This window comes from Tistrella arctica, assembly GCF_039630945.1.
Taxonomy (GTDB): domain Bacteria; phylum Pseudomonadota; class Alphaproteobacteria; order Tistrellales; family Tistrellaceae; genus Tistrella; species Tistrella bauzanensis.
Genome location: NZ_JBBKTV010000002.1, coordinates 24,014 through 42,537 on the forward strand (window position 1 = coordinate 24,014; position 18,524 = coordinate 42,537).

An 18,524-nucleotide genomic window follows, 5' to 3' on the forward strand; every position below is an offset into this window, starting at 1 on the left:
GGTTCAACCCTCGCGCATCAGGTGCCGGAAGGGACCGGGGCGGGAGAGCAGGGCTTCGGGCGTGCCCTCCTGCACGATCGCGCCCTTGTCCATCACGATCACCCGGTCGCAATCGCGGATGGCGCTGAACCGGTGCGCGACGATGATGGTGGTGGCGCCCAGACGGCGCAGATTGGCGTGCAGCCGGGCTTCGGTCTCGTTGTCGAGGAAGGCGGTCGCCTCGTCGAGAATCAGGATGCGCGGCTCGCGGACCAGGGCGCGGGCGATCTCGATCCGGGCGCGCTGCCCGCCGGAAAGATCGGTCCCGCCCTCGGCGACATGGCCGCCATAGCCGCCGGGGCGGCGCAGGATCACGTCGTGGATCAGCGCCATCCGTGCTGCGGCGACGATCCGCTCATCGGGCAGAGACGGATCCCACAGGCCGATATTGTCGCGGATGCTGCCGTCGAGGATGACCGCGCGCTGGTCGACATAGCCGAGGGACTGGCGCAGCCGCGCCCGCGGGATCGCGGAGATGGGCGTGCCGTCGATCAGGATCGTGCCGCCGGCCAGCGGATGGATGCCGGCGATCATCGCGGCCAGCGTCGACTTGCCCGACCCGGAGGCGCCGACGATGCCCAGCCTGCAGCCAGGGCTGAGTGTGAGGTTGACGTTGCGGATCAGCGGATCGGCCACCGGACCATAGCCGGCGCTCACGTCCCGGAGGTCGATGGCGCCGATCAGGCGGCCGGGCGTCGTGCCGGCAGCGGCCGGCGTGGCGGTTTCGGCGAATTCGGGCGCGATCGGATGGCGCAGGGTGTCGTCCAGAACCTGAAGATAGGCCTGGCCGTCCTGAATCCGGGCGCCGAGTTGCACCAACTGGGCCATCGGCGCCAGAAAGCCGACCATCAGCGCCTGAAAGGCGATCAGCATGCCGAGCGTCATCTCGCCCCGGATCACCATGTCGGCGCCGATCACCAGCACCAGACCGCCCAGGGCAAGGCCGGTGAAGCCGGGCAGGGCGCCGAGCCGCATCCGCTTGCGCGCCAAGGTCTGGCGCAGGTTCAACACCCGGGCATACATCGCCGACAGGCGCTCGCGGAACAGATCCTCAAGCCCCGCCGCCTTGTAGGACGTGATCATGCCAAGGCCCTGCTTGGCGAACCCGGCCTGCATGGTGGTCGCGACCACCAGCCGGCGATTGTCGTCGGCGAGCGCGCGCGACGACCGGGCCAGCAGAGCCAGATTGACCGCCGCCCCCGCCGCGACCAGCAGGCCGAGCACGGGGGCATAGAACAGCATGGCGACCAGGAAGGCCGTCGCCGTCAGCAGGTTGAGCGCAACCGCGCCGACATCGCCGGCGATCAGTTGCGCCAGACGGTCGTTCAGCATCACGCGGCTCGCCACCTCGCCCGGATGGCGCTGGGCGAAATAGAGCAGCGGCAGGCGCACGACATGGCTCACGAACCCCGCGGCGCCGGCCAGCGCCAGCCGGGTTTCCAGCCGCAGCAGCGCCTCTCGCTGCAGAAAAGTCAGGGCGGCCATCAGCACCGCCGACAGGCACATCCCGACAATCAGCGGCCAGAGCCAGCCGGCGAACCGGTTGATCAGCACCTGGTCGACGAAGATCTGGGCGAAGACCGGTATCAGCAGCCCCGGCACCACAAGGGCGATCGACATCATCAGGATGAAGCCGAAGGCATCCCTGGCGCCGCCCAGCCGCCTGCCAAGCCCGGCCCGCAGCGAGGGCGCCCGTCCCCGGCGCCGGAAGGCAGGGCCCGGACGCATGAACAGGACGATGCCGGTGAACATGCGATCGAAGTCTGCGCCACTCACCTGACGGGGGCCGGTGGCCGGGTCGTTCAGCCAGACCCGGCCGCGATCGAAACGCTCCACCACCAGAAAATGGTTCATGCCCCAATGGATGATGGCGGGCAGCTCCCGCCGCCGGAGGTCGGCCGGCTCCAGCCGTTCCGCCTGCGCCTCCAGCCCGAGCGCGCGGGCGGCGCGCAGAATGGCCAGCGCGGAACTGCCATCGCGGGAGACGTTGCAGGCCAGTCGCAGTTCCTCAAGCGTTATCCAGCAGCCGTGATGGCCAAGGATGATGCCAAGGGCTGCCGCCCCGCATTCGGCGGCCTCCATCTGCAATACGGTGGGGGTGGCTCGTTGCCGGCGGATCATTCAGCGCGCGGCCGCATCGGCCGGCCGATCGGGGCCGGTATATTGCAGGGCGGGGATGGCGAGGGCGACCAGCGGCCCGGAGCGGACGGTGAAGCGCAGCTCGGCCAGCATACCGGCCTCGATCCGGGGCGGGTGATCGCGGGGCGACGACCAGAGCGGCTGGTCCGGCCGTGCCGGATCGGGATCGATGGCGACCATCACCTCGAAGGGCGCGCCCATGCCGTCCTGAAAGGTCTGCACCAGCCGGTCGTTCTGAAGGGTCTTGAGCATGCCGGCGCTGCTGGCCGGCACGTCGCTCACATGCAGCACATGGCCGCGCAGGAAGCCGTGTTCCTCGCGCCGGGTGGTGGTGGGGGAGATTTCAACCGGCATGCCGGGGCGGATCTTCTTACCGTCGGCCGCGGTGACATAGGCGGTGACATAGGGCAGGGCGCCCCCATCCCCCGGATGTGACGCCCCCGCATGGCGTTCAAGGGTGACCATGGCCGTGCCCGGCTGGACCATCTGTCCGACATTGACCTTGGCTTCGACCACCCGGCCGTCGAAGGGCGACCGCACGCTGCTGGTGCGTTCAAGCTGCCGGGCAAGCCCGCTGGCCTCCCGCTCCGCCTCGGCCACGCGGCGCTCCGCCTCCAGCCGGGCCTTCTCGCGCTCGGTTTCCTGGAGGGCGGCTTCCGCGGCCATGGCGACGCGCTCGTCGCGGGCATCGGCAATGCGGCTATCGACCCCCAGCACCTCCTGATCGACCTGCAACAGACGATCGCGGGTGACGGTCCCGGTCTTCAGCAACCGGCGGAGGCTGGCCTGCTGGTCGAGCAGCGAGACCCGGCGCAGCTCCAGCGCCTGGATCCGTGCCGCCAGCGACGCTTCGCGGGCGATGCGCAGACCGGCGCGGTTGGCGCCGTCGTGGTCCTGAAAGCGGGCGAGGTCGTCGCGAAAGCGGATGGCGTCGTCCATTTCGGCGCGGGCGATGGTGAGCTTCAGGTCCAGATCCGGCTGGGCGATGCGGGCGACGACGGCACCCGACCTGACCGTCGAACCAGGGCTTGCGTCGAGCGCGCGAACCTGGCCCGCGGCATCGGCCACCACGTCGATCATCCCGCCCGGCGCCAGCAGGATGCCTTGCCCGCCGACCGAGATCGGCACGTGGAACAGGACACTCCAGACCAGCCCGCCCAGGATGAGGGCCACCAGGAACAGGCCGCTCGCCCAGAGGCGCGGTCGCATCACTCTGAGCGCGTCACGATACTGGCTCGACGTCACGAAGGATTCGATGGCGGCCGGTCGGAAGAGTTCAGTCACCCCTTGCGGTCCCGTCACGTGTCACGCCAGACCGGCGGTCATGGTCAACTGATGTTTCCGAGAATGGCGTCTCGCGTGTTCTGCATCTTCTCCATGAAGCTCGCCATCAGTGCCGCCGCGTCGTTGCGCTTGTCGAGCATGGTCTGCAGGGCGGCCATGTCCATCTCCTGAGCGGCGGTGGTCGAGTCGATCCGGTCATGAAGCAGGTCGGTGATCATGTCCATGTCCTCGGCGTCGATGCTGCCATCGTCTATCCGCTCCCGATCGAGACCCAGATCCGAGGCGAGCGCGCCAAGCGTGGTTTCAGCACCCAGGTGGTGAACGACGGTATCGGTCGACAGCGACCCCTGCTGATCGAGCAGGCCGTCAAGATTGCCAAGCTCCTGCAGCGTCCCGTTCATCTGGGTGAGCGTGGTGTTGCGCTGCTCGATCTGGCTCATCTGATTGTGCAGGCTGGCGTCGGCCTGGTCCTGCCGCTGCTGCTGCACCAGGGCGAGGATGGATTCGAGATCCATGTTGGTCATGTCGATGCCGCCCGGCCCGGGCATGCCCAGTGAGCCGCCGGTGACCCTGGCCAGATCCTCATCGGCAATGATGGTGGATGCGCCGATCCTGTCTGTCATTCCTGCCTCCCGGCTCTGCGACACTGTCGGGCGCACTATGCGGGAGAAGAAAACAAGAGGTCAACCATCTGCAGACAGCGGTCAACGACCGGTGACCGACGCCCGAGAACTGCGGAACCGTGCCGAATGCCTGCTGGACATCTTTCATACCGCAACGGGTTGTTGAGCGAGCGCTTGGGAACCAAAGTTGCCTCCCATAACGCCACGGACCAGGATGGTGCCGCCGTTATGGGCCGGGCATGCCCTGGACCAACTGCGACGGGAGTGGTGGTGACGGCCGGCGCCTGAGGGTATGATCCGAAAGAGGCCACAGGGCGACACGTCGGAATGATAATGGCGGCCGGTGCCGGAACCCCAGACGGACAGGATCGATGACAGCGACCGGTATCACGGAACAGCGCTTTCAGATCGAAGCCGGGCTCCGGCCGGAACACCGGGAGCAGGCCGCCGCCGGCTATTGGGATGCCTTCGCGCGCAAGCTTCGCTATCCGCTGGGGCCGCGCGACAAGGCGATCGCCTTCATCCACCGGGTTCTGAACCCCGGTCACGCGATCAGCGCGATATCGGATGACAACCGCTTTCTCGGCGTCGCCGGCTTCAAGACCCCCAAGGGCGCCTTCGTGGGCGGCGGCATCGCGGACCTGGCGGCGGTATACGGCATGGCCGGCGCCGTCGCGCGCGGGCTTCTGGTCAGCGCGCTGGAACGGTCGTGCGAGGACGGGACATTGCTGATGGATGGCGTGTTCGTGGATGCCCGCGCACGGGGCCTGGGCGTCGGAACCGGGTTGCTGACGGCGGTTGAACGGCATGCGGCCGCCACCGGTCTGAAACGCCTGCGCCTCGACGTGATCGACACCAACCCCCGCGCCCGGGCCTTGTATGAGCGGCAGGGGTTCAAGCCGCAATCGACCCAGCCGATCGGCATCCTGCGGCACATCTTCGGCTTCAACAGCGCCACCACCATGGTGAAAGAGGTGGGGGTGGTGGTGCGGTGATCCATTGGCCATGACCGGGACACTGGCGACGGTGGCGGATGCCGCTCGACCCCGTGGCCTAAACTTGGCATCCTCCCGCCGGCAAGATGCCGCACCAGCCTGGAGAAAGAGTTGCTGCCAATGACGAACATGACTGTGGATCTGCCATTGTTTGCAGCCACGACGTCGCCGTCGACGGCGCGATCATCCGAGGCGATGGCAATGCCGGAACGGGTGATGCTGTATCCTGAACTGCGGTATATGGGCTCCAAGAAGCGTTTGCTGCCATGGATTCATGGTGTCCTTTCGACCTTGGATTTCGAAACGGCGCTCGATCCATTTTCCGGCACGGGAAGCGTCGGCTACCTGATGAAGGCGATGGGACGTCGGGTCGTCGCATCGGATTTCCTGAATTTTTCCCATGTGGTCGCCCGGGCGACGATAGAAAATAACGACACGCGCCTTGATGATTCTACCGTGGACGACTTGATTCATGGCGGTGGCGACGGCCGCCGTTTCATTCAGGATACGTTCAGTGGCGTGTTTTATACGGCTGATGATCTTCGATTTCTGGATCGGCTATCGTGCAATATTCGTCTGCTTCCCAATCCGCATGCGCAGTCTCTTGCGTTTGCGGCACTCTTTCGGTCATGTTTGAAGCGTCAGCCGCGGGGCGTCTTTACAGTATCGGGTGACCTTTCGAAATATGACGATGGCCGCCGTGATCTGCGTTTGTCGCTTGAAGATCATTTTCGGGAACAGGTGTCGGTTTATAATGACGCTGTTTTCGATAATGGTAGAAAGAACATCTCATATAATTCTGATGTATTCGATATCGATGTGAAAAATATCGATCTTGTCTATCTTGATCCACCTTATGTCCCACGATCCGACGATAACTGCTATGTCAAACGGTATCATTTTCTGGAAGGACTTTCCGCTTACTGGGAAGATATGCCTATCAAACAGGCAACAAAAGTCAAAAAAATCGAGAAAAAATACACGCCATTCAGTTATCGCCGTACGGCGATAACCGCGTTTGACGACATGTTCAGTAAATTTTCACAAAGCCAGATTGTGCTGTCCTATAGCTCGAACGGCTATCCAGGTTTGGAGGATCTGGTTTCAATGATGGGGAAATATAAAAAGAGAGTTGAGGTGTTTCAGCGTCAACATCGTTATCACTTTGGGAATCATGCGCAGGCTGTCCGCTCTTCGGTTCTTGAATACCTGATAGTGGGCCGCTGATATGCAGGTCTTCGGTCAGACCCTGGACGACATTATCGCCTCGATCGGGGCGCTTGATGTGGAATGGATGGATGAACTGGCTGCTGCTGCAATTGCCCGCCTGTCCGACTTGCCCCGCAAAGAGCGATATATGCGTGAGGATATTGCACATCTTCTGCAGCCTCCCTTCGAGGTAGGATTGCTGTGTGCCCGCCTTTTTCTGGGCCTGTCGAAAGATAAGATGACAGAGGAGCTGATGCAGCGGCTTGGAAGCGGCGGGCTGGGCATTAAGCGCTACAATGCCGATCGTGCGGCATTTCTTGATGCGTTTGATGATCTTGGCCTTCCGGATGCCATGACTGATGCAGTCAATCGCGTTCCTGTGTGGAGTGATATTCTCGTTGAAAGACTCCGATCCGGTCGAGGATCAGCAATCCAGGGCCAAAGGCGTGGCCGCGGCCTGGAGGATTTCGTAGAAGCCCTTGTTATTGAAGTTTTCGGATCAGACGGCTACGAAATGAGGGCAAACTTTAGTGGTATCGCGGGCCGGTCGGCAAAATGCGATATTGCGATCCCTGATCGCAACCGGCCCCGCATTGTGATCGAAGTCAAGGGATACGGTGCTACGGGTTCCAAGATGACAGACATCATTGGAGACTTGGGCGCCATTATTGATGCAAAGCGGCATGACACGACGTTATTATTCGTGACGGATGGCAATACATGGAGGGCGCGGACCTCCGATCTCCGGAAGATCGTCGCGAGACAAAACGATGGGAAGATTGCGCGGATCTATACGATGAGCATGCGCGAAAGATTGATCGACGATCTGCATGTCCTCAAGATCGAATATGGGCTCTGAAGATAGAGTGAATTGACGTCGTCGCCTTGAGGCCGGGGTAATTTGTCAAGGGCGGTGGTCCCGACCATGGACCCGACCGACCGGATGATCCGGCCGATGCGTCGCCGGAGCGTGCGGCGGATGGCTGTCGACCATCGGTGTATCTCCCTGCATTGCCTAAATACCTAAACACAGGCATTATGGGCGCAGAGCCGACAAGAATGCGTGTCCGCCCATGCAGGCGGGCACCAGGGAGGAACTGCCCATGCCGATTGCCGTTGAGCGTCGCGGACGGATTGCGTCCATCACTTTCAATCGCCCTGAGACGGGCAATCTGATGAATGCGACGCTGTTCGCCGCCTTGCGCGATGCGCTGCGCGAGGTCGCGGCGGATGATGTGGTGCGGGTGGTGCGGCTGGGATCGACCGGCGATGCCTTCACCCGTGGCGGCGATCTGCACGAATTCATGCACAACCCGCTGAAGGACGGCTGGGAGCGCTCGGCGCTGTATGATTGCACGCTGGAGCTGGCGCGGTTTCCGAAGCCGATCGTGGCGGCGGTGCAGGGGCCGGCGATCGGTGGCGGATCGACCTTGATCCTGAATTGCGACATCGTGGTGGCGTCGGATCGCGCAGGCTTTGTGTTCCCGTTCTCAAGCCTGGGCATCTGCCCCGAAATCGGATCGAGCTATCTGCTGCCGCTGGCGGTGGGGGAACGCCGTGCCCGCGACTGGATGCTGACCAGCCGCCGGATCAGTGCCGAAGAGGCGCGTGATGCCGGTCTGATCACCGAACTGGTGCCGCATGAGCAACTGAACGCGCGCGCCGACGCGATCGCCGAACAGCTTGCCGGTTATTCCGGCGCGGCCATGGGTGCCACCAAAAAGCTGCTGCAGGAGGTTCATCTGGCGGCACTGGAAGCGGCGATCCAGGCCGAGATGCGCGCGCTTTCGGCCCTGATGGAGGGGCCGGCGGTGAAGGAGGCGGTGGGCGCGTTCTTCGACAAGCGCAAGCCCGACTTCTCGACCGTCGCCTGATGCGCGCCGAACGGTTGACCGGTATCGGTGACGCACGACTTATGCTGATCGGCCCGGAACGGCTGTTCTATGCCGGCCTGCTGGGCCGGCCAGGGGTGCGCAACCTGGGCGGCATCGCGATCTATGTGGCGAGTGCCGGCCAGATCGTGGTCCGGGCTGGCGGCGGCCCCGACCGCGTCGGCAGTTGCGCGGTCGTGCCCGCTTATATGCCGCATGTGATCTCGGCCGAAGCCCGCGACATCCTGGCGCTGAAGATCGAGCCCGAGACTGTCGACCCCTGCGGCCTGCCGGGCTTCATCCGTCAGGTGCTGACGGTGCCCGATACCGCCGGCATCGTCGATGCGCCCGATGTGGTGGCGCGGGTCCGTGCGGCCCACAGCGCCCTGGCGGCGCGTGCCGGCAGCGCCTGCCCGCCGGCCCATGCCTTCGATCGCAGCTTCTTCGGTGCCGCCATCCCGTCCCGGCCGATGGACTGGCGGATCCGCGCCGTGGTGCGCGCGGCGCCGTCGGACGTCTCGGCCTTTCCGTCGGCGGAGGCCTGTGCGGTTTCCGTCGATTTGTCCGTATCGCGGTTTCTGCACCTGTTCCGCGACCAGACGGGGGTGAGTTTCCGCAACTGGCGCGCCTGGAAACGGGCGCGGATCTCGCTCGCCCATGTCAATCGCAACCCCAATCTGGCGCATCTGGCGCTGGATGTCGGCTATCCCGACCAGACCCATTTCAGCCGGTCCATCCGTAACATCTTCGGCCTCAGGCCCCGCGACATCGTCGCCGGCTCGCGGCGGCTCGATATCCGGCTGACCGACGGCATCCTGCCGCCGGGGCTGGCCCCGGCCGGGGCATCGGCGCTGCGCTGATCCGGTTCTGGTTCTCTCCGCTGGAGGCACCCCCCCATGACACGGCCCGAGCAGACTCTGCACGCCGCCAATCTGGCCTTTGAACACCCCCGCGTGATCGATCTGGTGGCGCGGGGGGCGATGCTGAATCCCGACGGCACGGCGCTGGTGCATCTGAACACGCCCGACGATGCCGGCACGGCACCGATCGCCCACGACCGGCTGATGGGCCTGCTGTCGGCGGCGGCAGGGCGGTTCCGCGTGCTGGCGCAGAATGAGAATGACGGCGCAGGCGACAACGGGCCGGTGGTGGCCATCCTGGTGCCGAGTTGTCCATCGCTGGTCGTGGCCTTGTGGGCGGCGATGTGGGCCGGCGTCGCCATGCCGCTGAACCTGCTGTTCAGCCGCGAGGCGATTGCCGCTCAGCTTGCCGCATCGGGTGCCCGGTTGCTGATCGTGCCGCCGGCCGGCGCGCCGGCGGGGTTGTATGAGAAGGTGGCCGGGCTGGATGCCGAGATCCCCGGCCTGCGGATCGTCACCGCCACAGTCGACGGCACGGTCGCCTTCGATGGCGAGATGCTGGAGCCCGATCCGGACTGGCGGTCCCGCCTGACCGAAAGCCGCGCCAGCGCCGATCCCGACCGGGTGGCGGCGCTGTATCCGACCGGCGGCACCACCGGCGCCCCCAAACTGGCACGGCTGACCGAACGCAATATGGTCGCCTCGGCGATCGGCTCGATGCTGTCGATCGATTATCGCGCCGACGACCGAATGCTGGCGGGCCTGCCGCTGTTTCATGTCGGCGGCGCCTTTGTCGGGTGTCTTGCCTCGCTCGCCGCCGGGGCGGCCATGATCATTCCCACGCTTGCCGGCTTCCGCCACCCGGCGGTGGTGGCGGGCTTCTGGTCGATCGTCGAACGCCACCGCATCACCATCGGTGCCCTGGTGCCGACCAGCCTGGGTGCTGTGGCGGCGGTGCCGACCGGCGGCGCCGATCTGTCGTCGCTCCGCTTCGTTGGCACCGGCGCGTCGACCTGTCCGCCCGAGGTGCTGAAGCGCTTCCTGGCCGCCTGGGGTGGCGATGCCGTGCGCCAGGTCTATGGCATGACCGAGTTTGCCGGCGCGATCGCGCAGGTCCATCATGATGTGACGCCGGATGGCGCCGCGGTGGGCCTGCCGCTGGCTCAGGCCGATGTCGCCATCCTGACCGATGACGGCAAACTGCATCAGGGCCCATCGACCCCCACCGGCGAATTGCTGGTGCGTGGCCCGCAGGTGTTCGCCGGCTATGTCGATGCCCGCCAGACCGCCGGTGCCTTCCACGACGGCTGGCTGCGTACCGGCGATATCTGCCGGATCGGCGAGACCGGCCAGTTGCACATCGCCGGGCGGATCAAGGATCTGATCATCCGCGGCGGCCATAATATCGACCCGATGGCGCTGGAGGATGCCGCCATGGCCCATCCGGGCGTGGCGCTGGCGGCGGCGGTGGGCCTGCCCGATGCTTATGCGGGCGAGGTGCCGATGTTGTTCGTGGTGCCGACGGCGGGGGCGTCGGCCGATCTGGCCGATCTGCCCGCCTTCATCGATGCGCGGATCTTCGAGGCGCCGGCCCGCCCCCGGCGGATCGAGCAGATCGACGACATGCCGTTGACCCCGGTCGGCAAGATCTTCAAACCGCGCCTGCGCGAACTGGCCGCCGAACATGCGGCACGGGCGATCATCGCCACGGCGGCGCCCGATGCCGGCGCCACGGTGCAGGCGGTGACCGATGGCACGAGGGGTCTGCATCTGCGCCTGGATCTGCCACCGGGCATCGATGCCGACAGCGCCGATCGCATCCGCGCGGCCCTGGGCGAACTGCCGTTGGCGGTGGTGGGCTGACCGGCGGCGGATCGCCGTCCTGCCGGGCCGGCTCTATGGCATGCCGGCCCTAGAGCATGCTGGCCTGGCTGTCGGTTTCGATCAGGCGGACATTGGCGTCGGCGCAGATCCGGCGGATCGGCGGCAGGTCGCAGTGATTGGTGATGAAGGTGTTCACCTGCGACAGATGGCCGATGCGCACCGGTGCCGTGCGCTCGAACTTGGTCGAATCCGCCACCAGAATCACATGACGGGCATTGGCGATGATCGCCTGCGCCACCTTCACCTCGCGGAAATCGAAGTCGAGCAGGGCGCCGTCATGGTCGATCGCCGATACGCCGATCACCGCGAAATCGACCCGGAACTGGCGGATGAAATCCACCGCCGCCTCGCCGACCACACCACCATCGGCACCGCGCACCACGCCGCCCGCGATCACCACCTCGATCGAGGGAAACACCCGCATCCGGTTGGCGACGTTGATGTTGTTGGTGATCACCATCAGGCCGCTATGGCCGGTCAGCGCCCGGCTGACCGCCTCGGTGGTGGTGCCGATATTGATGAACAGCGAGGCGTTGTCGCCGATGATGTCGGCGGCGGCGCGGCCGATGGCGAGCTTTTCATCCGAGGCGATCAGGCTGCGGGCCTCGTATTCCATGTTCTGCACGCCCGACGGAAACAGGGCGCCGCCATGAATGCGGGTCAGCAGCCGGCGTTCGCACAGATCGTTCAGATCCTTGCGGATGGTCTGTGGCGTGACGCCGAAATGACCGGCCAGATCCTCGACCAGGATCCGGCCCTTGTCCTTGGCGAGCTGGATGATCTCGGCATGGCGTGGTGACAGATACATCGGCCGTGGCCCCTCGGTCGGGTTTCGTTTCCCTATCCTATAAGCAAAAACGAAAGCCGGGGAAAGCCGAACCTCCGGCCATGCCATGCCGGAGCAGGGCGTGGCGTCAGCGGTGCCGCTGGCGCCAGCTTGCGGGCGGCTGGCCGGTCCATTGCTTGAAGGCGCGCTGAAAGGCGCTGGGTTCGGAATAATCCAGCCGTTCGGCGATATCTGCGAGTGAAAGTTCTGTGCGCCTGAGCAGCGCGCAGGCGAGGTCGCGGCGCAACTCGTCGCGGATCGCCTGAAATGTGGTGTCGTGCTGGGCCAGCCGCCGCGCCAGCGTCGATCGGGTCAGCCCCAGCCGGGCCGCCGCCTCGGTCTCGCGCAGCCCCGCGAAGGGGCGGGTGGCGGCCAGAAGATGGCGCAGCGCCGCCTCAATGGTGGTCGGCGCCGTGGGCGTGGTGGTGCGGTCGATCAGCCGGCGCGCGAAGCTGCCGGCCGTATCGGGCCGCGCGATCACCGGCCGGGCCAGGGCGCCCGGCCCGAACACGATCGCGGCGCTGTCGCCCGGGTGATGCTCGACGGCGCGGCCGAACAGGAAGCGCGATTCCGCGGCATGTTCGGCAAAAGCCGCCGGCAGGATCACGCGCTGTACCGGCACCGTCTCGCCGGCCAGCCAGCCCAGAACATGGATCAGCCCCAGAAGCTGGATATGGGCGAAGAGCAGCGAGTCCGCCTGCACGCCGCGACTGGCAAGCAGGCGGATGCGGCCACGCCCGTCGGCACGGTCATGCTCCACGGCCCAGGGCCGCGCGCCGTCGAACAGGCCGATCACGCGCCCGGCCTCGGTCGCGGCGGCATCCAGATCGGGCAGATAGGCCAGCAGGCGCAGCATCTGCGCCATCGTGCCCGGCGGCACCGGCCGGGCCAGATAGCCCAGATATTCGTCGTCGCCGGCGGCGACCGCCAGCCGGTTCAGGCGCCGATAGGCCGGCGGGGCCACCCGTGGCCCGTCGACATCCAGCAGACCCGGTGGAATACCGGCGCGGGCGATCAGCGCCTGCCGCGCGGTTGCCTGCAGCGGCAGGCGGGCGATCAGCTCCCGCGCGAAACGGACCGGGATCGTCGCCACGGCCCATGCCTGGCCATGGCCGCGGACGGGGCGTCGCTGGTGCCGCATGGGCGACGGTGGACCATCTGTCATGTCTGATGAGGCGCCCTGTCATTGCCGGACCGGCGGATTGCAGGCGATCGTGGGTGCCATCGGCCCCGCTCTCCAGGGGGACACGCCCGTACCAGCCCGAAGGATAATGCCATGGCCCCGCTGATGCTCGATGGTCTGGATGACTATGCCAACACCGGCAATCCGCGCAAGTATCACTCGACCGCCGGCAGCCAGCCGGTGCCGGATGACACGCCGGTCGACCGGCTGTGGGCGCAGCTTGAAACCAACGGCTATGTCATTCTGGAGCGGCTGTTCGATGAACAGACGGTGCAGGAGATGCGGCAGGCGGTGCTGCCCTGGATGGCGCCGCGTGGCGGCCGTAATCCGTTCGAGGGGCTGGCGACGCGCCGGCTGTATGCGGTGATCGCCAAGACGCTGGCCTGCAACCCGCTGGTCGAACATCCGATCATTCTGGCGCTTCTGGACCGGCTGTTCGAGCCGAACTATCTGCTGTCGCAATTGCAGGTGATCGACATTCTGCCCGGCGAGACCGAACAGGCGCTGCATTTCGACGACAGTTTCTACAGCCTGCCCCGACCGCGTCCGGCGCTGGGTGCCGCCACCATCATGGCGCTCGACGATTTCACGCCCGAGAACGGCGCCACCCGGATCATTCCCGCCAGTCATCTATGGGCCAATCGTCTGCCCACCGCCGAGGAAGCGGCGTCGGCGGTGCCGGTGGTGATGCCGGCGGGCTCGGTGGTGCTGTTCACCGGCACGCTGTGGCATGGCGGCGGCGGCAATCGCAGTGCGGCGTCGCGGCTGGCCCTGACCGCCCAGTACTGCGCACCCTGGTGCCGCCAGCAGGAGAATTTCAGCCTGTCGGTGCCCCGCGATGTGGTGCTGCAATGCAGCGAGCATATCCGGCGCCTGCTGGGCTATTCGATCCATGCGCCGTTCATGGGCATGGTCGACGGTATGCACCCCAAACGATTGTTGGAAGGCTGAGCCGGGAACCGCCGCCCGGCGGACGGGTTTCCCCGTGGTGGAGGCCGTGGATTGTCCGCGCGCCGGTGCCACGGGGGAAGGCTGGTGTCCGGATGCGACGACTTCAGGCCGGTCCGCTTCGCGATCGTCCATGGGATGCTCGGCTTCGGTCTGGCGCTTGTGGTGGTGGCCCTGCTGTTCTGGTTCAATGTCTCGAATCTGTCGACACTGGTTGCGACCACATCCCAGGGACTGCTGGCGGCGCTGGTCTTCACCATCCTGATGGGGCAGACATTCGCCGTGGTCCAGCTCGCCTTCGCGCTGTGGCTTCATGAAGGCGACCCGCGATCCGGCGGGGGCGGCGGCCGGCGCGATCGCCCGCGCCCGCGACATTTGGGCGTCTTGACGGTGCCGGTGACCGGCGCATAGTGGCCGGAGTTGCCGTCCGCAGCCAGCCGCTCAAGGAGCCCGGGCCATGCCGATACTTGTCCGTTTCGTGCTGATGCACGCGCTGGTGGGCTTCGGCCTTGCCTTCGCCACGGTCGGCGCCTTGTTGTGGCTCGACGTATCCGGGCTCGGCACCCTGATGGCCGCCAGCGCCGATGGCGTTCTGGCCACGGCGGTGCTGATCTTCTTCATGGGGCTGACCTTGGGCAGCGTCCAGGTGGCCTTCGCGGTCTGGTTCCAGGCCGGCGAGGATCAGGGCAGCAGCGGCGGCCGGCGCATGCGGCTTCCGGCGATGTTCCTGCCCCCGAGGCGGGCATTGGCGACCGCGCCGAACCGCGCCCCCAGAGGGTGACCGGTCAGCCGCGTGTGGCGCGGTGTTGCCCCGGCGTCATGCCGGTTTCGCGGCGGATCATGGCGATGAAGGCGCTGAGCGAGGCATAGCCCAGATCGATCGCGAGCGTGGTGACGGCATCGCCGCCGGCCAGCCGTTCCAGGGCGGTCATCGCCACCACCCGCCGCCGCCAGTCAGACAGCGACAGGCCGGTTTCGGCCGGGAAGCGGCGGCTGAGGCTGCGGCCGGACATCGCCGCGAGCGCGGCCCAGCCGTCGAGCCCGCGATCGTCGGCCGGGTCGTCGAGGATGGCACGCGCCACCTTGAGCAGCCGTCGATCGGCGGGCAGGGGCAGCGGTGGCGCCCCGCCGGCCGGGGCAGCGGCGATTTCATCCAGGATGACGGCGGCGATGCGGTCCAGACGCCGGAGATCCCGGCCCCCGGCTTCTGCCATGGCCAGGACGGCTGCGCGCAGCAGATCGCTCACGCGGATCATTGTGGTCGATCGGGGCAGGGCGGCACAGGCATCGGGCGACACCCACAGGCTCCAGCCATCGAACGGCCCGTGCAGCGCCAGACCATGTGGCGCCGCGGGGGGCAGCCAGACGGCATGGGATGGCGGTGCTGCAAAGCGCCCGGCCGGCGTCTCCACGCCCAGCAGCCCCTGGATGGTGCCGACCAACTGGCCACGGACATGGACATGCCGGCCGGTATCGCGGGCGGCGGCATCGACCTTGCGCACCGCCAGAACCACAGGCCCGCCGGTGGTGGCGGCCTGAACCGGATCGATCAACGGGGTCGGGCGTGCTGTGACCATGGCACCGGTCGGACGGGGTTGGCGTTATCGCGACAGTTTATGGCGCCGCTGGCGGAGCGGCGCCAGAACAATCGGCGCAGATTGGGCATGTCATATGCCGTTCATGGAGACCTGCCGATGCGCGCCGAAGACATCCTGCCCGATGACCGTTCTCATGCCAGTTTCGCCGGCCGGACCATCCGCAAGGGGACGGTCGCGGCCTTTCTGGCCAATGCCCGCGCGGCGACCGACCCGGCGGTGGCCGATGACGACCGTGCGGCCGCGTATCGACAGATCGTCGATGCCGTGCCCGATCTTGCGGCACTGGGTCTGTTCGCGGTGATGGAGGTTCGCGATCCGGCACTGCGCCGGCTGATCGCGGCGGCGTTGCCACGGGACTGATCAGCCGGCTGCTGGCACGGCACCCCCGGTGATGACCGGCTCGGCAATCACCACCGCACCCGGCCACAGCCGGGCGATGCCGGCGGCCAGATCGTCGGCGGCGGCGGCCAGCGCCGCGGGCGGCATGGCGCCCAGGGCTTCCAGGATGAACCACATCCGCGTCACGCCCGGCTCCAGCCGGGTGCGGATGCCCTGGCGCCAGTTCCAGCGCCGGCAGGTGACGCCGGCATCGTCGCACCACACCACCTCGCCCGGCTCCGGGGTCTCGGTGGCGGGGGCGCCATCCTTCATCATGTCGAAGGTCTCGGTACCGGCGGCGCGGATCAGCCGTGGCGTGCCCTGATAGGCATCCAGGTTCTCGCCGCCCACCGGCACGGCGTGGCGCAGGCTGACGGCGTTGTAAAGGTCGACGATCGGGTTGACCGATGGCGGCGTGCCGTCGCGCAGCACCCGCTTGCGCAGTGCTTCAGCCGAGGATGGTGTCCGCGCGGGCTTGGCGCCGAAGCCGCGAAAGGCGTCGCGCCAGGCGGCGATATGGGCCTCGGCCCAGTCCGGCCCACCGGCGCGGACCAGATCGCAGGCGGCATCCAGCGCCGCCGCCGCCTGCGACCCGGCATCGGCCACGGCCGGGCCGGTCAGCAGGGCGGTGATGCTGCGGCCATGAAAATCGGGCGCAAGCGCCATCACGGCGGGGTCGATCCGGGGCCGGACCGGGGGGATCTGCTGGGGCATGGTCAACTCCCGGCATCTGCTTCGGTGGTGTCGGCATCTGTATCTGTATCTGTATCGGTCGTGGTTTCGGCGGGGGCGTCGGCCGGCGGGCCGAAGGCGATGATCGTATCGCCGGCATGAAAGGCGATGTCGCCGGTGTCCTCGGGCATCTGCATGCGGCCACGGGCGGGGATGACCAGCACGGTCTCGCTGCCCGCCGGGCGCTGGCGGCGATAGTCTTCTTCCGTGAAATCCTCGGTGATGCGGGTGCGGCTGAACCGCCAGCCGGCCAGTTGGCGCCGATCGAGTTCGTCGATGCCGGCGGCCATCGCCAGCGGCACCATACCGCCCAGGGCAAGGCTGTGGCGATCGGTGACCGGCTGGGTCTGGGGCGCCACCTGAAACATGGCGCTGCGGCCGATATCGGGGCCGAAATGATTGCAGATCAGGGTGTTATAAGCGTCATTGTCGGTGGCGGCGATGACATGGCTGGTTGAGGCGAGGTCCAGATGGATCTCGGTCGCATCCGACAGAACCTCGCCGTGATAGACCGGCAGGCCCTCATGGCGGGCCGCGCGCAGCCGCGCCCACGACCGGTCGGCCAGCACCACCGGCACCTTCGCCTTGACCAGCGCATGGGCCAGGGCCGTGGTCCAGGCGCCGGCGCCGACCACCAGAAAGCCCGGCGGCGCATCGCTGGTCAGTTTCAGCAGCCGCGCCAGCGGCCGCAGGCTGAAGCCGTGCAGGGTGACCGTGCTCAGCACCACGGCGAAGCCCAGCGGCACCAGCAGGGCGCCATCTTCGTATCCGGCGGCCACCAGCCGTTCGCCGAACAGGCCGGTGATCGCCACCGCGACGATGCCGCGCGGCGCGATCCAGGCCAGCAGCGCGCGGTTCGACCACGGCACCCCCGTGCCGATCAGACTGGCCAGCACCGTCACCGGCCGCACGATCACCAGCACGGCGACCACATAGGCCGCGTGGCGCCAGTCCAGCGCCGCCAGGGTTTCGGCATTCAGCGTGGCGGTCAACAGAACGAACACGCCCGAGACCAGGATCGTCGCCAGCACCTCCTTGATCCGGCGCAGTTCCTCAAGCGCCGCCACCTTCGAATTACCCAGCGTCACGCCCAGCACGGTCACCGCGATCAGCCCGGTTTCCTCGACGAAGGCATTGGTGCCGGCAAAGCAGGCCAGCACCGCACCGATCATCAGCGGCGCCTTCAGGAATTCCGGCACATGGCCGCGCCGGAAGGCCCAGGCGATGGCGCTGCCCGCCGCCAGCCCCACGGCAGCGGCCAGCACCGCGCCCAGCGCCACCTGGCCCAGCGCCGGGGCCAGACCGATATCGTCCGGGCCGGCGGCGATGGCGTATTCATAAGCCAGAACCGCGAACAGCGCGCCCAGCGGATCGTTGACAATGCCTTCCCATTTCAGGGTGATGGCGGGCTTGCGGTCCAGCTTCGCCTGCCGCAGCAGGGGTGCTATCACGGTTGGCCCCGTCACCACCAGAATGCCGCCGAGCACGGCCGCGGTCGGCCAGGACAGCCCCGCCACGTAATGGGCGGCGATGGTGCCGGCAAGCCAGCCCACCGGCGCACCGACCAGGGTCAGCCGACGCACGCCCGACGCCGTGCCGCGCAATTCCCGCAGATCGAGGCTGATGCCACCTTCGAACAGGATGATCGCCACCGCCACCGCCACCAGCGGTTCCAGCATCTCGCCAAGCTGGGCATGCGGATCGAGTATGCCTGTGACCGGCCCGGCCATGATGCCGCCCACCGCCAGCAGCACGATCGCCGGAATCTTGAAGCGCCAGGCCAGCCATTGGGCGGCGATGCCCAGCGACAGCACGATGGCGGCGGTCAATACCAGATCCTGCATGCATCATCCCATTATCGCGCCCGGTCACATCCCGCCCATGCGGGCCTGCGCCGGTGCCTGCAACATGGTGCACCGTCATCCGTTCCCGCGCCAGCCCCGTGCAGCCATCCA

Annotated in this window: 18 protein-coding genes; 10 read left to right on the forward strand and 8 right to left on the reverse strand. The window is 66.9% G+C overall.

Going from position 1 to position 18,524, the window contains the following annotated elements; all coding sequences use genetic code 11:
* Positions 1-3: 3 nt before the first annotated feature.
* The 3 genes from WG924_RS04205 to WG924_RS04215 are packed head-to-tail and all read right to left on the reverse strand — an operon-like array spanning position 4 to position 4,109.
* Positions 4-2,160 (reverse strand): cysteine peptidase family C39 domain-containing protein, encoded by a 2,157-nt coding sequence (locus WG924_RS04205; protein WP_345931772.1) that lies wholly within the window; start codon positions 2,158-2,160, stop codon positions 4-6.
* Complete coding sequence (locus WG924_RS04210) at positions 2,161-3,462, reverse strand: NHLP bacteriocin system secretion protein (RefSeq protein WP_345931773.1); 1,302 nt, start codon at positions 3,460-3,462, stop codon at positions 2,161-2,163. It lies immediately after the preceding gene.
* Positions 3,463-3,506: 44 nt separating this feature from the next.
* The gene (locus WG924_RS04215; protein WP_345931774.1) at positions 3,507-4,109 is read right to left on the reverse strand and encodes a hypothetical protein; all 603 of its coding nucleotides are present in this window, start codon (positions 4,107-4,109) and stop codon (positions 3,507-3,509) included.
* Positions 4,110-4,456: 347 nt separating this feature from the next.
* Here WG924_RS04215 and WG924_RS04220 point away from each other — a divergent pair, with 347 nt between their 5' ends.
* The 6 genes from WG924_RS04220 (at position 4,457) to WG924_RS04245 (ending at position 10,883) form a co-directional block, all read left to right on the forward strand.
* Entirely contained in the window at positions 4,457-5,080 is a 624-nt protein-coding gene (locus WG924_RS04220; RefSeq protein WP_345931775.1) for a GNAT family N-acetyltransferase, read from the forward strand.
* Positions 5,081-5,200: 120 nt separating this feature from the next.
* The gene (locus WG924_RS04225; RefSeq protein ID WP_345931776.1) at positions 5,201-6,307 is read left to right on the forward strand and encodes a DNA adenine methylase; all 1,107 of its coding nucleotides are present in this window, start codon (positions 5,201-5,203) and stop codon (positions 6,305-6,307) included.
* Between the two features lies 1 nt (position 6,308).
* Complete coding sequence (locus tag WG924_RS04230; RefSeq protein ID WP_345931777.1) at positions 6,309-7,148, forward strand: DpnII family type II restriction endonuclease; 840 nt, start codon at positions 6,309-6,311, stop codon at positions 7,146-7,148.
* Between the two features lie 244 nt (positions 7,149-7,392).
* Positions 7,393-8,163, forward strand: coding sequence for an enoyl-CoA hydratase/isomerase family protein (locus WG924_RS04235; protein WP_345931778.1), 771 nt, complete (start codon positions 7,393-7,395; stop codon positions 8,161-8,163).
* A gap of 41 nt (positions 8,164-8,204) precedes the next feature.
* A complete protein-coding gene (locus WG924_RS04240; RefSeq protein ID WP_345931779.1) occupies positions 8,205-9,020 on the forward strand; it encodes a helix-turn-helix domain-containing protein in 816 nt (271 codons plus the stop codon).
* 36 nt (positions 9,021-9,056) lie between these two features.
* Positions 9,057-10,883 (forward strand): AMP-binding protein, encoded by a 1,827-nt coding sequence (locus tag WG924_RS04245; protein ID WP_345931780.1) that lies wholly within the window; start codon positions 9,057-9,059, stop codon positions 10,881-10,883.
* A 49-nt stretch (positions 10,884-10,932) separates the two neighbouring features.
* Here WG924_RS04245 and WG924_RS04250 read toward each other — a convergent pair whose 3' ends face one another.
* Complete coding sequence (locus tag WG924_RS04250) at positions 10,933-11,712, reverse strand: DeoR/GlpR family DNA-binding transcription regulator (protein ID WP_345931781.1); 780 nt, start codon at positions 11,710-11,712, stop codon at positions 10,933-10,935.
* A gap of 106 nt (positions 11,713-11,818) precedes the next feature.
* Positions 11,819-12,823, reverse strand: a complete 1,005-nt coding sequence (locus tag WG924_RS04255) for a helix-turn-helix domain-containing protein (protein ID WP_345931782.1) — start codon at positions 12,821-12,823, stop codon at positions 11,819-11,821.
* Positions 12,824-13,006: 183 nt separating this feature from the next.
* On the opposite strand from WG924_RS04255, the gene WG924_RS04260 reads away from it, so the two are divergent.
* The 3 genes from WG924_RS04260 to WG924_RS04270 all read left to right on the forward strand — a co-directional run bounded on the left by WG924_RS04260 (position 13,007) and on the right by WG924_RS04270 (position 14,642).
* Positions 13,007-13,864 (forward strand): phytanoyl-CoA dioxygenase family protein, encoded by an 858-nt coding sequence (locus WG924_RS04260; RefSeq protein WP_345931783.1) that lies wholly within the window; start codon positions 13,007-13,009, stop codon positions 13,862-13,864.
* 84 nt (positions 13,865-13,948) lie between these two features.
* Entirely contained in the window at positions 13,949-14,272 is a 324-nt protein-coding gene (locus tag WG924_RS04265) for a hypothetical protein (protein WP_345931784.1), read from the forward strand.
* 46 nt (positions 14,273-14,318) lie between these two features.
* Positions 14,319-14,642: a hypothetical protein gene (locus tag WG924_RS04270; RefSeq protein WP_345931785.1), complete on the forward strand. Its 324-nt coding sequence runs from the start codon at positions 14,319-14,321 to the stop codon at positions 14,640-14,642.
* Between the two features lie 4 nt (positions 14,643-14,646).
* Here the strand turns inward: WG924_RS04270 and WG924_RS04275 are convergent, their stop codons facing one another.
* Positions 14,647-15,438: an AraC family transcriptional regulator gene (locus tag WG924_RS04275; protein ID WP_345931786.1), complete on the reverse strand. Its 792-nt coding sequence runs from the start codon at positions 15,436-15,438 to the stop codon at positions 14,647-14,649.
* A 117-nt stretch (positions 15,439-15,555) separates the two neighbouring features.
* On the opposite strand from WG924_RS04275, the gene WG924_RS04280 reads away from it, so the two are divergent.
* Complete coding sequence (locus tag WG924_RS04280; RefSeq protein WP_345931787.1) at positions 15,556-15,819, forward strand: hypothetical protein; 264 nt, start codon at positions 15,556-15,558, stop codon at positions 15,817-15,819.
* Here the strand turns inward: WG924_RS04280 and WG924_RS04285 are convergent, their stop codons facing one another.
* Together WG924_RS04285 and WG924_RS04290 are read right to left on the reverse strand one after the other, a co-directional pair.
* Positions 15,820-16,551, reverse strand: a complete 732-nt coding sequence (locus WG924_RS04285) for a B3/B4 domain-containing protein (RefSeq protein ID WP_372044735.1) — start codon at positions 16,549-16,551, stop codon at positions 15,820-15,822. It lies immediately after the preceding gene.
* Positions 16,552-16,553: 2 nt separating this feature from the next.
* Complete coding sequence (locus WG924_RS04290) at positions 16,554-18,413, reverse strand: cation:proton antiporter (protein WP_345931788.1); 1,860 nt, start codon at positions 18,411-18,413, stop codon at positions 16,554-16,556.
* Positions 18,414-18,524: the final 111 nt, after the last annotated feature.

Bases quoted from the DNA above. Each gene is read 5' to 3' on its own strand.
- WG924_RS04205 (WP_345931772.1), bottom strand. From the start codon at position 2,160: ATGATCCGCCGGCAACGAGCCACCCCCACCGTATTGCAGATGGAGGCC.
- WG924_RS04220 (WP_345931775.1), top strand. From the start codon at position 4,457: ATGACAGCGACCGGTATCACGGAACAGCGCTTTCAGATCGAAGCCGGG.
- WG924_RS04225 (WP_345931776.1), top strand. From the start codon at position 5,201: ATGACGAACATGACTGTGGATCTGCCATTGTTTGCAGCCACGACGTCG.
- WG924_RS04230 (WP_345931777.1), top strand. From the start codon at position 6,309: ATGCAGGTCTTCGGTCAGACCCTGGACGACATTATCGCCTCGATCGGG.
- WG924_RS04235 (WP_345931778.1), top strand. From the start codon at position 7,393: ATGCCGATTGCCGTTGAGCGTCGCGGACGGATTGCGTCCATCACTTTC.
- WG924_RS04240 (WP_345931779.1), top strand. From the start codon at position 8,205: ATGCTGATCGGCCCGGAACGGCTGTTCTATGCCGGCCTGCTGGGCCGG.
- WG924_RS04245 (WP_345931780.1), top strand. From the start codon at position 9,057: ATGACACGGCCCGAGCAGACTCTGCACGCCGCCAATCTGGCCTTTGAA.
- WG924_RS04250 (WP_345931781.1), bottom strand. From the start codon at position 11,712: ATGTATCTGTCACCACGCCATGCCGAGATCATCCAGCTCGCCAAGGAC.
- WG924_RS04260 (WP_345931783.1), top strand. From the start codon at position 13,007: ATGGCCCCGCTGATGCTCGATGGTCTGGATGACTATGCCAACACCGGC.
- WG924_RS04270 (WP_345931785.1), top strand. From the start codon at position 14,319: ATGCCGATACTTGTCCGTTTCGTGCTGATGCACGCGCTGGTGGGCTTC.
- WG924_RS04275 (WP_345931786.1), bottom strand. From the start codon at position 15,438: ATGGTCACAGCACGCCCGACCCCGTTGATCGATCCGGTTCAGGCCGCC.
- WG924_RS04280 (WP_345931787.1), top strand. From the start codon at position 15,556: ATGCGCGCCGAAGACATCCTGCCCGATGACCGTTCTCATGCCAGTTTC.
- WG924_RS04285 (WP_372044735.1), bottom strand. From the start codon at position 16,551: ATGCCCCAGCAGATCCCCCCGGTCCGGCCCCGGATCGACCCCGCCGTG.
- WG924_RS04290 (WP_345931788.1), bottom strand. From the start codon at position 18,413: ATGCAGGATCTGGTATTGACCGCCGCCATCGTGCTGTCGCTGGGCATC.